The organism is Paraburkholderia sp. 40 (assembly GCF_050434105.1).
GTDB classification, from domain to species: Bacteria; Pseudomonadota; Gammaproteobacteria; order Burkholderiales; family Burkholderiaceae; genus Paraburkholderia; species Paraburkholderia tuberum.
Window position 1 is genome coordinate 2,931,181 of record NZ_JBNPVY010000002.1, and the last position, 14,810, is coordinate 2,945,990.

The 14,810-nt window shown below is 65.8% G+C and carries 13 protein-coding genes; 6 read left to right on the plus strand and 7 right to left on the minus strand.

The window, feature by feature from the left end; all coding sequences use genetic code 11:
• Positions 1-29 precede the first annotated feature (29 nt).
• Positions 30-1,328, plus strand: a complete 1,299-nt coding sequence (locus OKW28_RS14925; RefSeq protein WP_429446985.1) for an MFS transporter — start codon at positions 30-32, stop codon at positions 1,326-1,328.
• Positions 1,329-1,349: 21 nt separating this feature from the next.
• On the opposite strand, the gene OKW28_RS14930 is transcribed toward OKW28_RS14925, so the two are convergent.
• Positions 1,350-2,282 carry a DMT family transporter gene (locus tag OKW28_RS14930; protein WP_429446640.1) on the minus strand — a complete coding sequence of 311 codons (933 nt, stop codon included), beginning with the start codon at positions 2,280-2,282 and terminating at the stop codon, positions 1,350-1,352.
• Positions 2,283-2,384: 102 nt separating this feature from the next.
• Between OKW28_RS14930 and OKW28_RS14935 the strand changes: the two genes are divergently transcribed.
• Entirely contained in the window at positions 2,385-3,242 is an 858-nt protein-coding gene (locus tag OKW28_RS14935) for a LysR family transcriptional regulator (RefSeq protein ID WP_429446642.1), read from the plus strand.
• Positions 3,243-3,265: 23 nt separating this feature from the next.
• Here the strand turns inward: OKW28_RS14935 and OKW28_RS14940 are convergent, their stop codons facing one another.
• From OKW28_RS14940 to OKW28_RS14965, 6 genes are all read right to left on the minus strand, one after another.
• Positions 3,266-4,321 (minus strand): ABC transporter ATP-binding protein, encoded by a 1,056-nt coding sequence (locus OKW28_RS14940; RefSeq protein ID WP_429446644.1) that lies wholly within the window; start codon positions 4,319-4,321, stop codon positions 3,266-3,268.
• A gap of 50 nt (positions 4,322-4,371) precedes the next feature.
• On the minus strand, positions 4,372-5,976 hold the full coding sequence (locus tag OKW28_RS14945) for an ABC transporter permease (protein WP_429446646.1): 1,605 nt from the start codon (positions 5,974-5,976) through the stop codon (positions 4,372-4,374).
• On the minus strand, positions 5,977-7,008 hold the full coding sequence (locus OKW28_RS14950) for an iron ABC transporter substrate-binding protein (RefSeq protein ID WP_429446648.1): 1,032 nt from the start codon (positions 7,006-7,008) through the stop codon (positions 5,977-5,979). It lies immediately after the preceding gene.
• A 71-nt stretch (positions 7,009-7,079) separates the two neighbouring features.
• Entirely contained in the window at positions 7,080-8,393 is a 1,314-nt protein-coding gene (gene efeB, locus OKW28_RS14955; protein ID WP_429446649.1) for an iron uptake transporter deferrochelatase/peroxidase subunit, read from the minus strand.
• Between the two features lie 33 nt (positions 8,394-8,426).
• Positions 8,427-9,521, minus strand: coding sequence for a hypothetical protein (locus OKW28_RS14960; protein WP_429446987.1), 1,095 nt, complete (start codon positions 9,519-9,521; stop codon positions 8,427-8,429).
• A gap of 181 nt (positions 9,522-9,702) precedes the next feature.
• Entirely contained in the window at positions 9,703-11,226 is a 1,524-nt protein-coding gene (locus tag OKW28_RS14965; RefSeq protein ID WP_429446651.1) for a carbohydrate porin, read from the minus strand.
• 329 nt (positions 11,227-11,555) lie between these two features.
• On the opposite strand from OKW28_RS14965, the gene OKW28_RS14970 reads away from it, so the two are divergent.
• The 4 genes from OKW28_RS14970 to hutC all read left to right on the plus strand — a co-directional run bounded on the left by OKW28_RS14970 (position 11,556) and on the right by hutC (position 14,768).
• Positions 11,556-12,233 carry a hypothetical protein gene (locus tag OKW28_RS14970; RefSeq protein ID WP_429446653.1) on the plus strand — a complete coding sequence of 226 codons (678 nt, stop codon included), beginning with the start codon at positions 11,556-11,558 and terminating at the stop codon, positions 12,231-12,233.
• Positions 12,234-12,324: 91 nt separating this feature from the next.
• The gene (locus OKW28_RS14975) at positions 12,325-13,161 is read left to right on the plus strand and encodes an arylamine N-acetyltransferase family protein (protein ID WP_429446655.1); all 837 of its coding nucleotides are present in this window, start codon (positions 12,325-12,327) and stop codon (positions 13,159-13,161) included.
• Between the two features lie 23 nt (positions 13,162-13,184).
• Positions 13,185-13,865, plus strand: coding sequence for a methyltransferase family protein (locus OKW28_RS14980; RefSeq protein ID WP_429446989.1), 681 nt, complete (start codon positions 13,185-13,187; stop codon positions 13,863-13,865).
• Between the two features lie 111 nt (positions 13,866-13,976).
• Complete coding sequence (gene hutC, locus OKW28_RS14985; protein ID WP_429446657.1) at positions 13,977-14,768, plus strand: histidine utilization repressor; 792 nt, start codon at positions 13,977-13,979, stop codon at positions 14,766-14,768.
• The last annotated feature ends 42 nt before the right edge of the window (positions 14,769-14,810 follow it).

A 14,810-nucleotide genomic window follows, 5' to 3' on the forward strand; every position in this document is an offset into this window, starting at 1 on the left:
GTTCAACTATCGTAGGCCGGAGGAGCATGATGAATACAGTAACCGACCGACGAGCGGTCGCGCGTCAGCGCACACCGCTCAATCGTTCGCAGATCGCAGGGTTCTGGGGAGCGTGGGCCGGCTGGACGCTCGACGGCATGGACTCGTTCATTTACGCGCTGGTGCTCACGCCCGCGCTGACCGAGCTGTTGCCGCGTTCGGGCTTGGCGGCGACGCCGTCGAATGTCGGCCTCGCGGGATCGATCCTGTTCGCGCTGTTTCTGGTCGGTTGGGGACTGTCGTTCATCTGGGGACCGCTCGCCGATCGCTTCGGCCGCACCAAGGTGCTCGCCGCCACCATCTTCACGTTCGCGATTTTCACCGGGCTCGCCGCGACCTCGACCAATGTGTGGCAGCTCGGTATTTATCGCTTCATCGCGGGCGTCGGGATCGGCGGGGAATGGGCGCTCGCGGGCACCTACGTTGCCGAGGCCTGGCCGGAGGATCGTCGCAAAATGGGCGCCGGTTATCTGCAGACCGGCTACTACGCGGGCTTCTTTCTCGCGGCTGCGCTCAATTACACGGTCGGCGTGCATTTCGGCTGGCGCGCGATGTTCCTGACCGGCGCGGTACCGGTCGTCGTCGCGATTCTGATTCTGCTGCGCGTGAAGGAGCCGGAGAAGTGGCAGAAAGCAGACGCAAAGACGGTGCGCGTGAAGCCGTTGCGCGAGATCATGGGGCCGGCTTACCGGCGTCGCACATGGGTCGCGTGCATTCTGCTAACCATCGCGATCATCGGGTTGTGGGCGGGCGCCGTCTACGAGCCGTCCGCGGTGATCCAATTGGCGGCGCGCGCCGGCATGTCCAAGGGCGATTCGATTCGTACCGCGTCGCTCGCGACCGGCTTGCTGTCGATCGGCACGATCCTCGGCTGTCTCGCGCTGCCGCCACTGGCCGAGCGCATCGGCCGCAAGATGACGCTCGCGGTGTACTTCGCGGGGATGGCGGTGTCGATCGCGGCGAGTTTCGGTTGGGCGTTCTATCTGCCGAACGGGCTCGCGCCGTTCATCGCGTGGCTGTTCGTGCTGGGCTTTTTCGGCGGCAACTTCGCGTTGTTCAGCCTGTGGCTGCCCGAGCAGTTCGAAACCCGCGTACGCGCGACGGCGTTTGCGTTCTGCACGTCGTTTGGACGCTTCGTCGGCGCCGGCGTCAACTTTCTGCTCGGCGCGGCGGTGCTGCATATGCAGACGCTCGGCGTGCCGATCGCGTTGACCGCGCTCGTGTTCGTGCTAGGCCTGTTCGTGATTCCATTCGCGCCGGAGACGAAGGGCGAAACGCTGCCGCAGTAAGAACCGGGCGGGCGGCGCGCTTTACTTCGCGTGACTGCGTGCCCGCCCACCCGGATGGAGCAGCGTCAGCAACGGCCAGCCGAGATTGACGCCGAGACTCGCGGCGACGATCAGCGCCATGCCCGCCAGTTGCGAGAGCGATAGCGCACGGCCATACACGAGCGCATCCACGACGATCGCGGTCAGCGGATAAACGAACAACAGCACCGCGATCACTGGCGTGCTGAGCTTGGGCAGCGCGCCGTAAATCAGCACATACGACAATCCCGTGTGCAGCACGCCCATGCCGATCAGCCAGAACCACTGCATCGGACCGATATGCGTGAGCGTCAAAGGCGCGATGAGCGGCGCGATCAGCGGCAGGCAGATCACGCCGACCGCGCATTGCGTGAGCGTCAGCAGATCCGGGCGCATTTCGCCGAGGCTCTTCGCGATCAGCGTGACGCTCGCATACAGCAGCGAGCCGAGCAGCGCTTCGCTCAAGCCGATCAGATAGCTGCTGTGGCCTTGCAGGTTTCCGGCCGCGATCACGCCCGATGCGAGCACGAGCCCGACGAACGCCGTCGCGATCCAGCCGAGCCGGTCCGCGCCGAGCCGCTCGTTAAAGAGCGCCGCGCCGATCAGCACGACCCAGAACGGCTGCACATGAAACACGACGGTCGCGACCGCGATGCTGGTGCGATGAATCGCATCGAAAAAGCCGACCCATTGCGTGACCATCAGCACGCCGGAAATCAGCGCGAGCGCGACCGTGCGGCGCGTGAACTGCGCGCGCGTGAAAAAGCCCTTCCACGCGCAATAGGCGGCGAGCGAGAGAAAGCCGAACAGGCAGCGGAAGAACACGAGCGTCAGCGCATCGAGCCGCGCCTCTTCGACGAAAACACCGATCGTGCCCATCAGCAGGCCACCGCTCGCCAGCGTGATCGCGCCTTGTTGACGTGAGGTGAGGGACATGCGCAACGACTCCGTAACATGATGCCTGCGAGTATTGCGCCGCTTGTGGCCTGTTCACAAACGAATTAAATTGAGCAATTCCATAAGCCGGGTTGATAAATCGTGAACCCTGAATTCGACGTCGATCTGTTGCGCAGCTTCGTCGCGGTCGTGGAGGCGGGCAGCTTCACGAAGGCGGCGGCGAGCGTGCATCGCTCGCAGGCGGCGGTCAGCATGCAGATCAAGCGGCTCGAAACGATGCTCGGCACGACGCTGTTCGCACGCAACACGCGCAACCTGTCGCTGACGCGGCCCGGCAATACGCTGCTCGAATACGCGCGGCGCGCGCTTGCGTTGCAGGAGGAGGCGTGGTCGGCGATCGTGCGGCCCGAGGTGACCGGGCGGGTGGTGCTCGGCGCGCCGGACGACTATGTGTCGTCGCTGCTATCGCCGGTGTTGCGGCGTTTCGCGACGCTGTATCCGCGCGTCGAGATCGAGATCGTCTGCGCGCAGAGCACGGCACTCGCGCCAATGCTCGCGGACAACAAGATCGACCTCGCATTCGTCACGCGCGACCGCAGGATGCGCGGCGAATTCGTGCGCAGCGAACCGATGGTGTGGGTGGGGGCGTCTGTCGATACCCCGGTGCTGAAGGCCTCGCCGTTGCCGGTGGGGTTGTACGAGCCGGGCTGCGTCGCGCGTCAGCACACGCTGGCTGCGCTGGATGGCGCGCGCATCCGTTATCGCGCGGCGTTCAGCAGCGCGAGCCTGATGGGGCTCGTCGCGACCGTGGATGCCGGTTTGTCGGTGATTGCGCTGACGCGGTGCAGTGTGCCGCCGCGGCTCGCGATACTCGGCGATGCGCAAGGCCTGCCGAGAATCGCGCCGCTCGAAATCGTGGTCGCGCGCAGCGCGAAATCGGATCGGCCGACCTGCGATTATCTGGCGCAGCAGATGGTGCAGGATCTGTCGCTGCGGTAGCCGAGCGTGCCAGCCTTGGCCGTTCAGGCGCGCGAATAGGCGGTCACTTCACCCTCGACCGCGAGCCGCACGCGCTCACCCGGACGCGGGCACAGATATCCGGGCACGCGCGCGCGCACCATCGTCCGCGTCGCGGACTGCAATTGCAGCGCGACGCTTGCGTCCTGCCCCTGGAAGATCACGTCAGTGACGAGCGCGTCGTGCGCGGCGCCTGTGCGCGCGGTTTCATCGGCGCGCAGCAGGCGGATCTGCTCGGGACGCACCATCACGTCGACCGCACCGTGGCCGACGGGCGCGACCAGTGGGAGTTCGCCGAGCTCGCAACTCGCGCGATCATGTTGCGCGATGCCCGGCAACAACACCGCCTCGCCAATGAACGACGCAAGCTCGCGCGTCACCGGCCGGCGGTATAGCACTTCGGGCGTCGCGGTCTGGATCAGCCTCCCATTCCACAGCACCGCGACCTCATGCCCGAGCGACAACGCCTCGGACTGATCGTGCGTGACCAGCACGGCAGTCGCGCCGGCCGCGGCAAGCGCACTTGCGACCGCCAGGCGCGTTTCGACGCGCAGCGCGGCGTCGAGCGAGGAGAACGGCTCGTCGAGCATGATCAGCGTCGGCGTGGGTGCGAGCGCACGGGCGAGCGCGACACGTTGCTGTTGACCGCCCGACAGTTGCTGCGGCGCGCGCTCGCCAAAATGCGCGGGCAGGCCGACCAGCTCCAGCAACTCAGCGACGCGATGGCGCGCGCGGCGTTGCGTGCGTGGCAGACCGAACACGATGTTGTCCGCGACCGACAGATGCGGAAACAGCGCGCCTTCCTGCGGCACGTAGCCGATGCGGCGTTGCTCCGACGGTACGTGCAGGTTGTCGCCGACGACGCGCCGGTCATCGATCTCGACACTGCCGCCGTCCGCGCGCTCGAAGCCGCACAACAGGCGCAGCAGTGTGGTCTTGCCGCTGCCCGAGGGCCCAAGCAGCGCGAGCAGCGTGCCGCGCTCGACCGAGAGATCGAGGCCGTGCAGCACCGGGTGACCGTCGAACGATTTCTGCAGTCCGCGGATACGAAGTTCGCTCATGAAAATCCGAAGTAGTCGAACAAAAGCAGCGATGAAAAAGCCGGCGCGTGTCAGCCGTGCTCACCGGGCAGCGCCGAGCGGCCGAGCAGCGCGAACAGCAGCCCCGACGCGCACAGCGAGATGCCGGTCAGCAGCGCCGCATACGGGGCGGCCGCGGCGAACGCCATCGTCGACGTGTCGGCCCACACCTGGGTCGCCAGCGTTTGCGTGTCGAGCGGCGACAGCAGCAGCGTCGCGTTCAGTTCGGTGACGACCGAGATGAACACCATCGCCGCGGCAGCGCCGAGCCCGGGGCTCGCGAGCGGCAGCACGACGCGCACGAGCGTCTGCGTCCAGTCAAGGCCGAGCGCGCGCGCGGTTTCCTCGAGGCGCGGCTGCGCCTGCATGAATGCCGCGCGCACGCTGACGAGCGCGACCGGCATGAACAGGATCGCGTAGGCGACGATCAGCAGCGTCGCGCTTTGATAGAGCGGCTGCAGCGCATGCACGGCGAGCGAGACGATCGCGAGCGCAATCACGAGCCCAGGCACGCCCTGCGCGAGAAACACGGTGCGCTCGAACAGCGTCGCGAAACGCGTCGGATAACGCACCAGCAGAAACGCGAGCGGCACCACGAGCAACGTGGTCAGCGCGGCGGCCGCGAGGCCGAAACCCAGCGACGAACACGTCGCGTTCCACAGCAGTTCGGGCGATACGTCGGCGGGTGTCACGGCGGCCGCGCCCGGCTGCGTGAGCCAGAAGCCGATCATGCCGAGCGGTACGCCGAGCGTCGCAAGCGTCAGCAGCGCAAAGCCCGCGATGACGAGCCAGCGCCACCCGCCGAGTTCGTAGCGCAACACCGCGCGGCGCGTGCCGCGATCGACGCGCTCATAGCGCGCTGCACCGCGCACGCGAAACTCGAACGCAAGCACGACGAGGCAGATCACGATCAGCAGACACGCGAGCAACGATGCACCGCCGCCGTCGAAGCTGGTGCGAAATTCCGCGTAGATCTGCGTGGTGAACGTATGAAAGCGCAGCAGCGTGAACGCGCCGAATTCCGATAGCACGCCTAGCGCGACGAGCAGCATGCCGCCGAGCAGCGCCGGCCGCAGTTGCGGCAGCACGACGCGCGCGAAACTCGTCCAGCGGTTGCAGCCGAGCGCGCGTGCGCTTTCTTCGAGAGCCGGGTCCATGCCGCGCAGCGCGGCGGCGACCGGCAGATAGACGAGCGGAAAATACGCGCAGGTCAAGACCAGCAACGCGCCGTTGAAGTCCTGCAAGTCCTCGCTCAACGACACCCACGCATAGCTCGAAATGAAGGCCGGCATCGCGAGCGGCGCGGCGCACAGCACGGCCCACGCGCGCCGTCCGGGAAGATGCGTGCGCTCGACGAACCACGCGGCGGCCGTGCCGATCACCGCGCAAACGAAGGTAGTCGTGACGGTGATCAACACCGTATTGACGAGCAACTCGCCGACGAGCGGCCGCCAGATCAGATCGAGCGCGTCGCCGATCCCGAAGCTCGCCGCGCGCCAGAAGGTAAACGCAATCGGCAGCAGCACCAGCAAAGCGCTGAGTGCTGCCGCCGCAAAAAGGCCGCGCGGCGCGCGCGTCCGCCCGCGCGCCGGGGCTGGGGGGACAGCCGGCGGACCGGCTGACAGTGCTTCGCTCATTTACAGCAGGCCTGCCTGACGTAGCAGCTTGCCGGCGTGACTATCGTCGCCGAGCTGCTGGATCGTCAGCGTGGGCGGAGTCAGTTCGGCAAACGGCTTGAGGATCGGGTCCGGCGCGACACCCGCGTGCAGCGGATATTCGAACATCACGTGGCTGTTGGCCATCAGCTGCTGTGCGCGTTCGCTGACCAGATAGGCGAGAAACTTCTGCGCGCCGTCCGCGTTATGCGCGGACTTCAGCACGCCCGCGCCCGATACGTTGACGAGCGCGCCGGCGTCGCCGTGGCCGAAGTGATAGATCGCGCTGCGGGTTTTCGCATCACCGATTTCCGCATGCAGACGCGACCAGTAGTAGTTGTTGATCAGACCGGTCGCGACCCCGCCGCGATTGACCGCGGCGACCACGCCTTCGTCATCGTCGAAGATCTGCGAGTTGGCTTTGAGACCCTTCAGCCACGCGAGCGTCTGCTCTTCACCCTTCAGGGCCAGCACCGCGCTCACGAGTGGCAGGAAGTCGGCGTCGCTCGGCGCGATGCCGACCTTGCCTTTCCATTCAGGCTTCGCGAGGTCGAACACCGATTGCGGCAGTTGCGACGGCTGCAGCTTCGTCGTGTTGTATGCGAGCACGCTCTCGCGCGCGGTCACGGCGACCCATACACCGCTCGGCGAATTGAAACGTGCCGGCACCGTGCCGAGCGTCGCTTCGTCGACCTTCGCGAGCAGACCTTTTTCCTCGAGCAGCATCAGCTCCGGCGAGTTCTCCGTGAAGTACACGTCGGCGGGCGACGCCGCGCCTTCCGCGACGATCTGCGCGGCGAGCGCCGGGCCTTCGCCGTTGCGGATTTTTACCGAGATGCCCGACTCCTTTTCGAACTCCTTTGCGAGCAGATTGACGACCTGCTCGTGCTGCGCGTTGTACAGCGTGATCGACGCCGAGTGAGCCGCCGACGGCATCGTCGCGAGCGCGGTGAGCGACAGCGCGGCCATGCTGCCGAGCGCGCGCAGACGGGTGGCAAACCAGGAATGAGCCATGTTGCAGAAGTCCGTTTTGATTGTGTTGAGTGAGCCAGGCGCTGCACGCCCGGCGTGCTTCATTTGCTGCATCACGTCTCGAACAGCCCCGCGCCGACATACGAACCCGGCTTCGCGCCCGGCGGCACGACGAAAATCGCGCTGCCGACGTGGGTTGTGAACTGGTTCATCATGTCGAACTTCGCGAGCCGGTCGTTGATCGGGATGAAGCCGGTGCGCGGGTCGCTCTGGTGCGCGATGAAAATCAGCCCCGCGTCGTACTCGGTTTCCTGGCGCCACGGCGGCCAGCGCTCGATATAGAAGTTCGTGCCTTCGTTGTACGAATACGAGCGGCGCAGAATCTGCGCGCCGTTGTTGCTCGCCGGATTCGACAGACGCACGTGCGAGTTCTCGGGGATCACCGGGTTACCGTCCTTGTCCTCGGCCTTCAGATCCACCGCGTCGAATTCATTCTTGCTGCCGATCGGCGCGCCGCTGTACTTGTGGCGGCCGAACACCTGTTCCTGGAAACCGAGCTCGGTGTTGTCCCAGTGTTCGAGCGTGATGCGGATGCGGCGCACGACCGTGTAGGTGCCGCCTTCCATCCACGGCGCGTCGTCGGTGGCGCGAGCCCACACGAACTGGTTCATCGGCTCAGGCTTCGCGGTCGACGGATTGTTGGTGCCGTCCTTGAAGCCCATCAGGTTGCGCGGCGTCTGAGCGCGCGGACCGGACAGAAAACCGGCCTGGCCCCAGCGCATCGCGGCGACGCCGTAGGCACGGCGCGTCAGTTGGCGTACCGCGTGAAACGCAACCTGCGCGTCGTTCGCGCACGCCTGGATGAACAGGTCGCCGCCGGTCTTCTCCTTGATCAACTGATCGCCGTTGAAGCGCGGCAAATCGACGAGCGCGGCGGGGCGGCGCGACGCAAGCCCGTAGCGGTCCTTGCCGTCCTTGGTGAAGAGGCCGGGGCCGAAGCCGAACGTGATCGTCAGACCGTTCGGGCCGAGGCCCAGCACGTCGCCGGAATCGGGGGCGGCCTGGTCGCCGCCGCCGTCGCCGGCGGCCAGCGCGAAGGCCGTGCCGCCTTGCGTCAGGCGCGCGGCTGCTTCGGTCCACGTGCGCAGCAGGGCGATCACTTCGTCGCGCTTGTCGGTGGTCAGATCGAGCGCGGCGACGTAGGTGTGGCTCTGCTGCGGCGTGACGATGCCGCCTTGATGCGGACCGTAGAACGGCTCGGCCGCGAACTGCGGATCGGCGTTCTGGGCGCTATGCGCGGGCGCCTTCGCGAGCGCGGGCGGCGAGGTCGCGAGGCCAGCGCCGAGACTCGCGCCGGCGGCGACCGCCGCGCCCCCCGCCTTCAGGAAGCCGCGTCGTGACGGCCGTGGGGGGTGATCGTTTGTCATGGTCAGTTCATCTTCCTGAAACCTGGGTGCCGCCTACTTCGCGAGCACCAGCGTGTTCACGTCGTCTTCGACGTAGTAGAAGCCGTCGCCTTCCGGCGTCATCGCGATACCGAACAGGTCGCCGTTGCCGGGGGGCGATTGCGCCTTGTCGGTATCGATCCAGCGTGCGTACAGCTGCTTGCCGGTCGCCGGATCGATCTCGACGACCTGGCCGTTCAACGCGTTGGTCACCAGCAGGTGGCCATTGGGCGCGGTGACCATCGCGAGCGGACGATGCAGCAGGCCGTCGGCGGTCAACTGGCGGCCGACGCCCGCGCTGCTGTCGCGCGTGAGCGGATCGTCGATCTCGGTGATGCGGTTGCCAATCGCGTCGGACACGTACAGCAGCTTCTGATCGTCCGATAGCGCAAGGCCGGTCGGCCCGACGAGGAACACGCCCTTGTCGGCCTGCGCGCCGAAGCCGCTGCCGATCACGGTTTCCTGCTTCACGACGGGCGGCTTGCCTTCCGGCACGTCGAGATCGAGGCGCAGCACGGTGGCCTGCTTGAACACGGGCGGATTGCCTTGCGCGCCGCCGACGCCGAAGCCCGCGTTGCTGACGAACAGCGTTGCGCTCGTGCCGTTGTCGACGACCGCCATGTTGCCCCACGGATCGTTGATGTTCGGCGTCGAGATCGTCGACGCGATCTTGCCCTGCGGGTCGATCACGATCAGGCAGCCAGCGCCCTTGGTGCCGGTCGTGCCGTCGTTGCTCGGCGTGCTGCCGACGATCACCCAGCCCGACTTCAGCATCGTCATCGCGGTCGACAGGCCGATGCCGCCCGGGCATTCCTTCAGATCGCGCGGCACGGTCGCGAACACCGTCATCTGTCTGGTGTCCGGGTGATAGTCGATGATCGTGCTGCCGGTGCCCTGCAGGTTCGTCGAGTTGTTGAAGTTGCCGACCAGCACGTCGCCTTTCTTCACGGTGCCCGCGCTGACCGGCGCGACCACGAGCGCGTACGGATTCTGGTCGCCGTTATCCGGCACGGTGTTGATCAGCGTCGTGTGATGCTTGATCGTTTCAAGGAAGCCTTGCGGCTCGGCCTGCGCGCTGGCGGCCATCGTGAGAGCGGCGGCGCCGGCCATCGCGGCGAGCAGGGCTCGCGCGGCGCGCGCCGCAAGCTTGCGCGTAAGTTGATTCACGATTGGGCCTCCGTGCGGGTGCACAAAGCGGGAGTGGCGGCGACGATAGAAAGCATGGGAAGTGCTGGTCCGGTTGCGTGGGGTGGCATGTGCCTGCGAGGATGAAAGCGCGCGGCGGGCGGCGTCAGAAGTTGATATTGGTCCGCACGCCGACGACGAAGGTGTTGCGCAGCGGCTGCGTCGGGTCGTTCGGGTTCTGGCCCGCACCGGCGTTGAACGTGTATTGCGCGTCGGCCTGCAACTGCCACCACGGATTGACCTGATATTGGTAGGTCGCCTCGAGCGTGGTTTCGCTGGTGCGCACGCCGTAGGGGCTGCCGTTGAATGCCAGGAAGTCCTTGTCGAGTCCGTTCACGTGACTGCCGACCTTGATGTAGGTCAGCGCGAGACCGGCGCTGTCGTTGTCACGGCCCTTGAACGGCGCCTTCAGCACGACGCCGAGGTTGGCCGCGACTTGCACGAGGTTGCGGTCGCCCGGCGCGCCCATCACGCGCGCGAACACGCCGAGACTGCGTGGTGCGTCGGAATCGGGGCGCCACACCATCTGATCGGCGACCGCATAGAAGCTGTAGTTGCCGCTGTGATTCACCGGAATGCCGGTCGACGCCGGATTCGCGAGCGACAGCCCCATGTTGTCGTAGCGCTGATCGGCGAACTTGTTGGTGTTGTACCAGACGCCGAGCTTGTAGGTGCCCGGCAGACCGCGGCCGCCCATGCCGACCATTTCGCCTTCGGCCGGCTGGTTGATCGAGTACTGCAACTCGCCGATCCACAACGCGCCGTTATGCAGGTTGAAGTTCGTGCCGCTCATGTTGTCCGGGTCGTTGCCGAGCGGGTCGCCCGAATACACGCCGGCAAGCGCGGTCAACGAAGGGGTGATCTGGCCGCGCACGCGCACGCCGAGACCCGCGAGCGGATAGGCGGGACCGCCCGACGGCATGTCGTACGAGGGCAGCGCGGGCCAGCCGAACATCGTGTTGAGGAACAGGGCCGCATACGTGCTCGTGATGAATTCCTGGTCGAGACTCTGCTGACCGATCTTCACGTCCACGCGTTTGTTCAGGAACGACTGCTGATACCAGAGCTCCCACAGACGCGTCGCGTCGTCGGCCTCGATGCCGCTCGCGGTATTCAACGTGCCGAGCTTGTTCGCGCTCAGGTTCGCGCCGTGAATTTGCAGTGCGCTGACGTTGAAGAGGCCGCCCGGCAGGCCGAACGCCTTTTGCGTATCCATCTGCAAGGTCGCGGTGGTCAGGCCGTCGTAGTTGACGCCGCGCGCGAGACCGCCGCGCAGATTGGCCAGCACTTCGCTGGTTTCGGTCAGCGTGAAGGTCATGCCGTACTTGCCGAGCCACGGACGCAGGCCGCCCATGTCGCCGAGCAATTGCTGGCGGTTCCAGAGGCCCGTCCACTGGTTGGTCTGCGTCGCCTGAATGTTCAGGTCGGCCTCGGGCGCTTCGGGGTTCGCATCGGGATTGGCTTCGGCCAGCGCCGCGTGGGCGGTCAACGAGGCACACGCGAAGGCCGTGCACAGTGCGACGCGCCGCATCGAAGGCAAACGCGTACGATGAGTTGCGCCGGGACCTGCGGAAGAGTCGCAAACCGGACGCGCATTGGCACGCGATCCATTGAGTTGAGCGAACTTCATCGAAATCCTTATGAGTGTTGTTTCGACCGATGTGATCAATCTGCGACTGCCTTGCGCGACATCGCGTGTTGTCCCAGGCTGCCAAAGCGGCTGATGGCGTGATCGTACGCAGGCGGATTGCGGTAGTCAACACAAATGAGAACGATTCGCAACAAGATTGCTGGCATGTAATTCCCGGATTTACGGACTGTGCCTAAACTTTATGAGGACGTAAGCAGGCATTCATTAGCGCGTAATGAAAACGTATTGATGTAGTCAGGCCGAACGTGTGAAACGGCGAGGTGTCGAAGCGCACGAGTCACCCCGAAAGTCAAAGTAAGGAGGTAGAAATGGGCAAGCGCATTCTTCTGGTTTCGTTGCTGGTGAGTGGTGGTCTGTTGCTGGGCGGCGCAGCGCACGCGCAGTTGAATCTGAAGCAGTTCGGCATCGGCGGGGGCGGTGATAGCGCGGCGGGTGCCGGGGCGTCGTCGGGCGGCGTGTCGCAGTTGCTGCAGAGTTACGTGGGCGCGAACCAGCAGGTGCTGAGCGGACAGTCGAGCCTCGCGTCGGCGATGGGCATGACGAGTGCCGCCGGCCAGGCGCAGCAGGCGGCGGGGCTGCTCAGCGGCGGCGCGCCGTCGGTCAGTCAGTTGACGCAGGTCGGCAGCACCCAGCAGTCGCTGTCGCAGAAGCTGACCGATGCGTTCGCGAATCATGCAAGTGGCGGCGCGTCTGCGACGCCGGTCAACAAGGAAGCGTTCACGCAGGGTCTGTCGTCGCTCGGCAAGGGTGTGAGCCAGTATTCGAGCTTGCAGTCGGGGCTCGGCAGCCTCGGTCAGATGAGTCCGTCGTCGCTGCTGCAATCGGGCCTCAATCCGCAGACCGCGCAAAGCGCTTCGTATATCGCGCAATCGGCGCCGGGTCAGTTGCAGTCGCTGATGTCGACGCTGAGCTCGGCCGTGCAGTTCGCATCGAGCCACGGCATTACGGTGCCGTCGATCGCGACGTCGGCGTTGAAGGGGTTGTAGGCGCGTTTTCGCTTCGTCCCGCGCGCGGTCGATTCAGCGCCGAAAGCCGCTATGATCGCGTCGAACCCGCAACCCAACCGGAATTCCGCCGATGTCCCACACCATCAATCTGGAAAACTACTTCGCCCGGATCGGCTATCAGGGCCCGCGCGCGGCCACGCTCGACGTGCTGCGGGCGATTCACCGGCTCCATCCCGCCGCGATCCCGTTCGAGAACCTGAACCCGTTGACGCGCCGGCCCGTCAGGCTCGAGCTCGAAGCCGTGGAACGCAAGCTCGTGACCGAAAAGCGCGGTGGCTACTGCTTCGAGCAGAACATTCTGTTCGCGAACGTGCTGATGCAACTCGGCTTCAAGGTCACGCCGATGCTTGCGCGCGTCGTGTGGGGCCGCGACCCCGGCACGATCTCGCCGCGCACGCATATGGTGCTGCGCGTCGATATCGACGGCGACGAATGGATCGCCGACGTCGGCTTCGGCGCCGTGACGCTGACCGCGCCGCTGCGGCTGACCGCCGGCCTCGCGCAGCCGATTCCGCTCGGCACGTTCCGTCTCGCCGACGCGGGGCGCGACACCGTCTATCTCGAGGTGCTGGCGCCGGACGAGAGCTGGACCCGCGTTTATCACGTCGATCTGCGCGCAGTCGAGTGGATCGACTATGAAACCTCGAACTGGTACACGTCGACGTCACCGGATTCGAAGTTCGTTCATAACCTGCTGGCGTGCCGCGTGTTGCCCGAACTGCGCCTGGCGCTATTCAACGATCAGTTCAACGAGCGCGACGCACGAGGGCAGATCGTCAACGAACGGCGCCTTGCGAGCGCCGCCGAACTCGCCGACTGTCTGCGTGAGCGTTTCGGCTTGAATCTGGAGGACATCGATATCGCCGACGTGTTCGAGCGCGTGCGCACGCGCGATGAGGCCGCATGAGCCGACCGCTCAAGGGAGCCGCGATGGTCGCACGTCTGATCCTGCAATCGCTGGCGTGGCTGGTTTTCATGGGCGTGCTGCTGTTCGGCGCGGCCGGCACGCTCGCGTGGCCGGCAGCGTGGTGGTATCTGTTCGAGCTGGCGGTATTGAGCCTGTGGCTCGGCTTGTGGCTCGCGCGTCATGATCCCGCGCTGCTCGCGGAGCGGCTCGCGCCGTTCGTGCAGGCGCAGCAGAGCCGCTGGGATCGTGTGTTCATGGCCGCGATCGGGGCCGCGTGGTGCGGCTGGCTGATCCTGATGGGTTTCGACGCGATGCGGTTTCGCTGGTCCGCGCCTCTGCCGTCGTGGCTCATGGGCCTCGGCGCGTTGTGCGTGTTCCTGTGCATCTTCATGTGCCGGTTCGTGTTTCGCGCGAACAGCTATGCCGCACCGGTGGTCAAGATTCAGTCGAGTCGCGGGCACAAGGTCGCCGACACCGGGCCCTACGCGTACGTCCGTCATCCGATGTACGCGGCCGCGCTGGTGTTCTTCGTCGGCACGCCGCTGATGCTCGGCTCGTGGTGGGGGCTGGTGGCGCTGCCCGTGATGGCGTACGGGATGGGCTGGCGCGCGGTGCGCGAGGAGCGGCTGCTCGCCGGGCAGCTCGATGGCTACACCCAATACATGGCTCGTGTGCGTTACCGTTTCGTGCCGTTTATCTGGTAGCGCGTTCCAGCCGTCTGCCAGCGTCGAACCGGGTAAGATTGGGCCCGGCCGTCGGAGAACCGGCCACGGTGTACCTCATGTACCACCGGCGAACCACCGATGAGGTTTGGAGTGAAAACAACGACACAGGCGCGTATAGCGCCCGCCGCACAGGCCGAGCAGAAACAGCATTCCGCCGAACGCGATCGCGATCGCGATCGCGACACGCCGGTCAAGGCGATGCCCGCCTACGAGCAGATCAAACGCTACGTGCTTCAGCGCATCAGCGAAGGCGCATGGAAGCCGGGCGGGCTGATCCCTTCCGAAACGGAACTGGTCAAGGAGTTCGGCGTCGCGCGCATGACGGTGTCGCGCGCGCTGCGCGAGCTGACCGCCGAGCGCGTGCTCACGCGCGTGCAAGGCTCGGGCACCTTCGTCGCGCCGCAGCGGTATGAATCTACGGTGCTGGAGATCCGCAATATCGCCGATGAAATCGCCGCGCGCGGTCATCGTCATTCGGCGCGCGTGCTGACGCTCGAACCGAGCGATGACGCCGATGCGCTCGAAGCGCTCGGTCTCGCGAACGGTCCCGCGTTTCATTCGTGCATCGTGCACAGCGAGGAGGGCGAGCCGATCCAGTACGAGGACCGCTTCGTCAATCCGAAGGTGTTCCCTGAATATCTGCAGCAGGACTTCTCGGTCGAAACGCCGAATCACTACATGGTGCGGCTCGCGCCCGTGCAGCGCGCCGAGTTTCGCATCTACGCGCAAAAGCCCGAGGCCTATGTGCGGCGTCATCTGATGATGGATATCGGCGAGCCGTGTCTGCTGCTGTGGCGGCGCACGTGGGTCGGCGAGAACGTCGCGACGTCGGTGCGGCTATGGCATCCGGCGTCGCGTTTTCATCTGGCGGGGACCGTCTAGGGCCTGTTCACGCAGCAATACGGGCGGAAAGGCACGTTCCCC

Bases quoted from the DNA above. Each gene is read 5' to 3' on its own strand.
- OKW28_RS14925 (WP_429446985.1), top strand. From the start codon at position 30: ATGAATACAGTAACCGACCGACGAGCGGTCGCGCGTCAGCGCACACCG.
- OKW28_RS14930 (WP_429446640.1), bottom strand. From the start codon at position 2,282: ATGTCCCTCACCTCACGTCAACAAGGCGCGATCACGCTGGCGAGCGGT.
- OKW28_RS14940 (WP_429446644.1), bottom strand. From the start codon at position 4,321: ATGAGCGAACTTCGTATCCGCGGACTGCAGAAATCGTTCGACGGTCAC.
- OKW28_RS14945 (WP_429446646.1), bottom strand. From the start codon at position 5,976: ATGAGCGAAGCACTGTCAGCCGGTCCGCCGGCTGTCCCCCCAGCCCCG.
- OKW28_RS14950 (WP_429446648.1), bottom strand. From the start codon at position 7,008: ATGGCTCATTCCTGGTTTGCCACCCGTCTGCGCGCGCTCGGCAGCATG.
- efeB (WP_429446649.1), bottom strand. From the start codon at position 8,393: ATGACAAACGATCACCCCCCACGGCCGTCACGACGCGGCTTCCTGAAG.
- OKW28_RS14960 (WP_429446987.1), bottom strand. From the start codon at position 9,521: ATGGCCGGCGCCGCCGCTCTCACGATGGCCGCCAGCGCGCAGGCCGAG.
- OKW28_RS14965 (WP_429446651.1), bottom strand. From the start codon at position 11,226: ATGAAGTTCGCTCAACTCAATGGATCGCGTGCCAATGCGCGTCCGGTT.
- OKW28_RS14970 (WP_429446653.1), top strand. From the start codon at position 11,556: ATGGGCAAGCGCATTCTTCTGGTTTCGTTGCTGGTGAGTGGTGGTCTG.
- OKW28_RS14975 (WP_429446655.1), top strand. From the start codon at position 12,325: ATGTCCCACACCATCAATCTGGAAAACTACTTCGCCCGGATCGGCTAT.
- OKW28_RS14980 (WP_429446989.1), top strand. From the start codon at position 13,185: ATGGTCGCACGTCTGATCCTGCAATCGCTGGCGTGGCTGGTTTTCATG.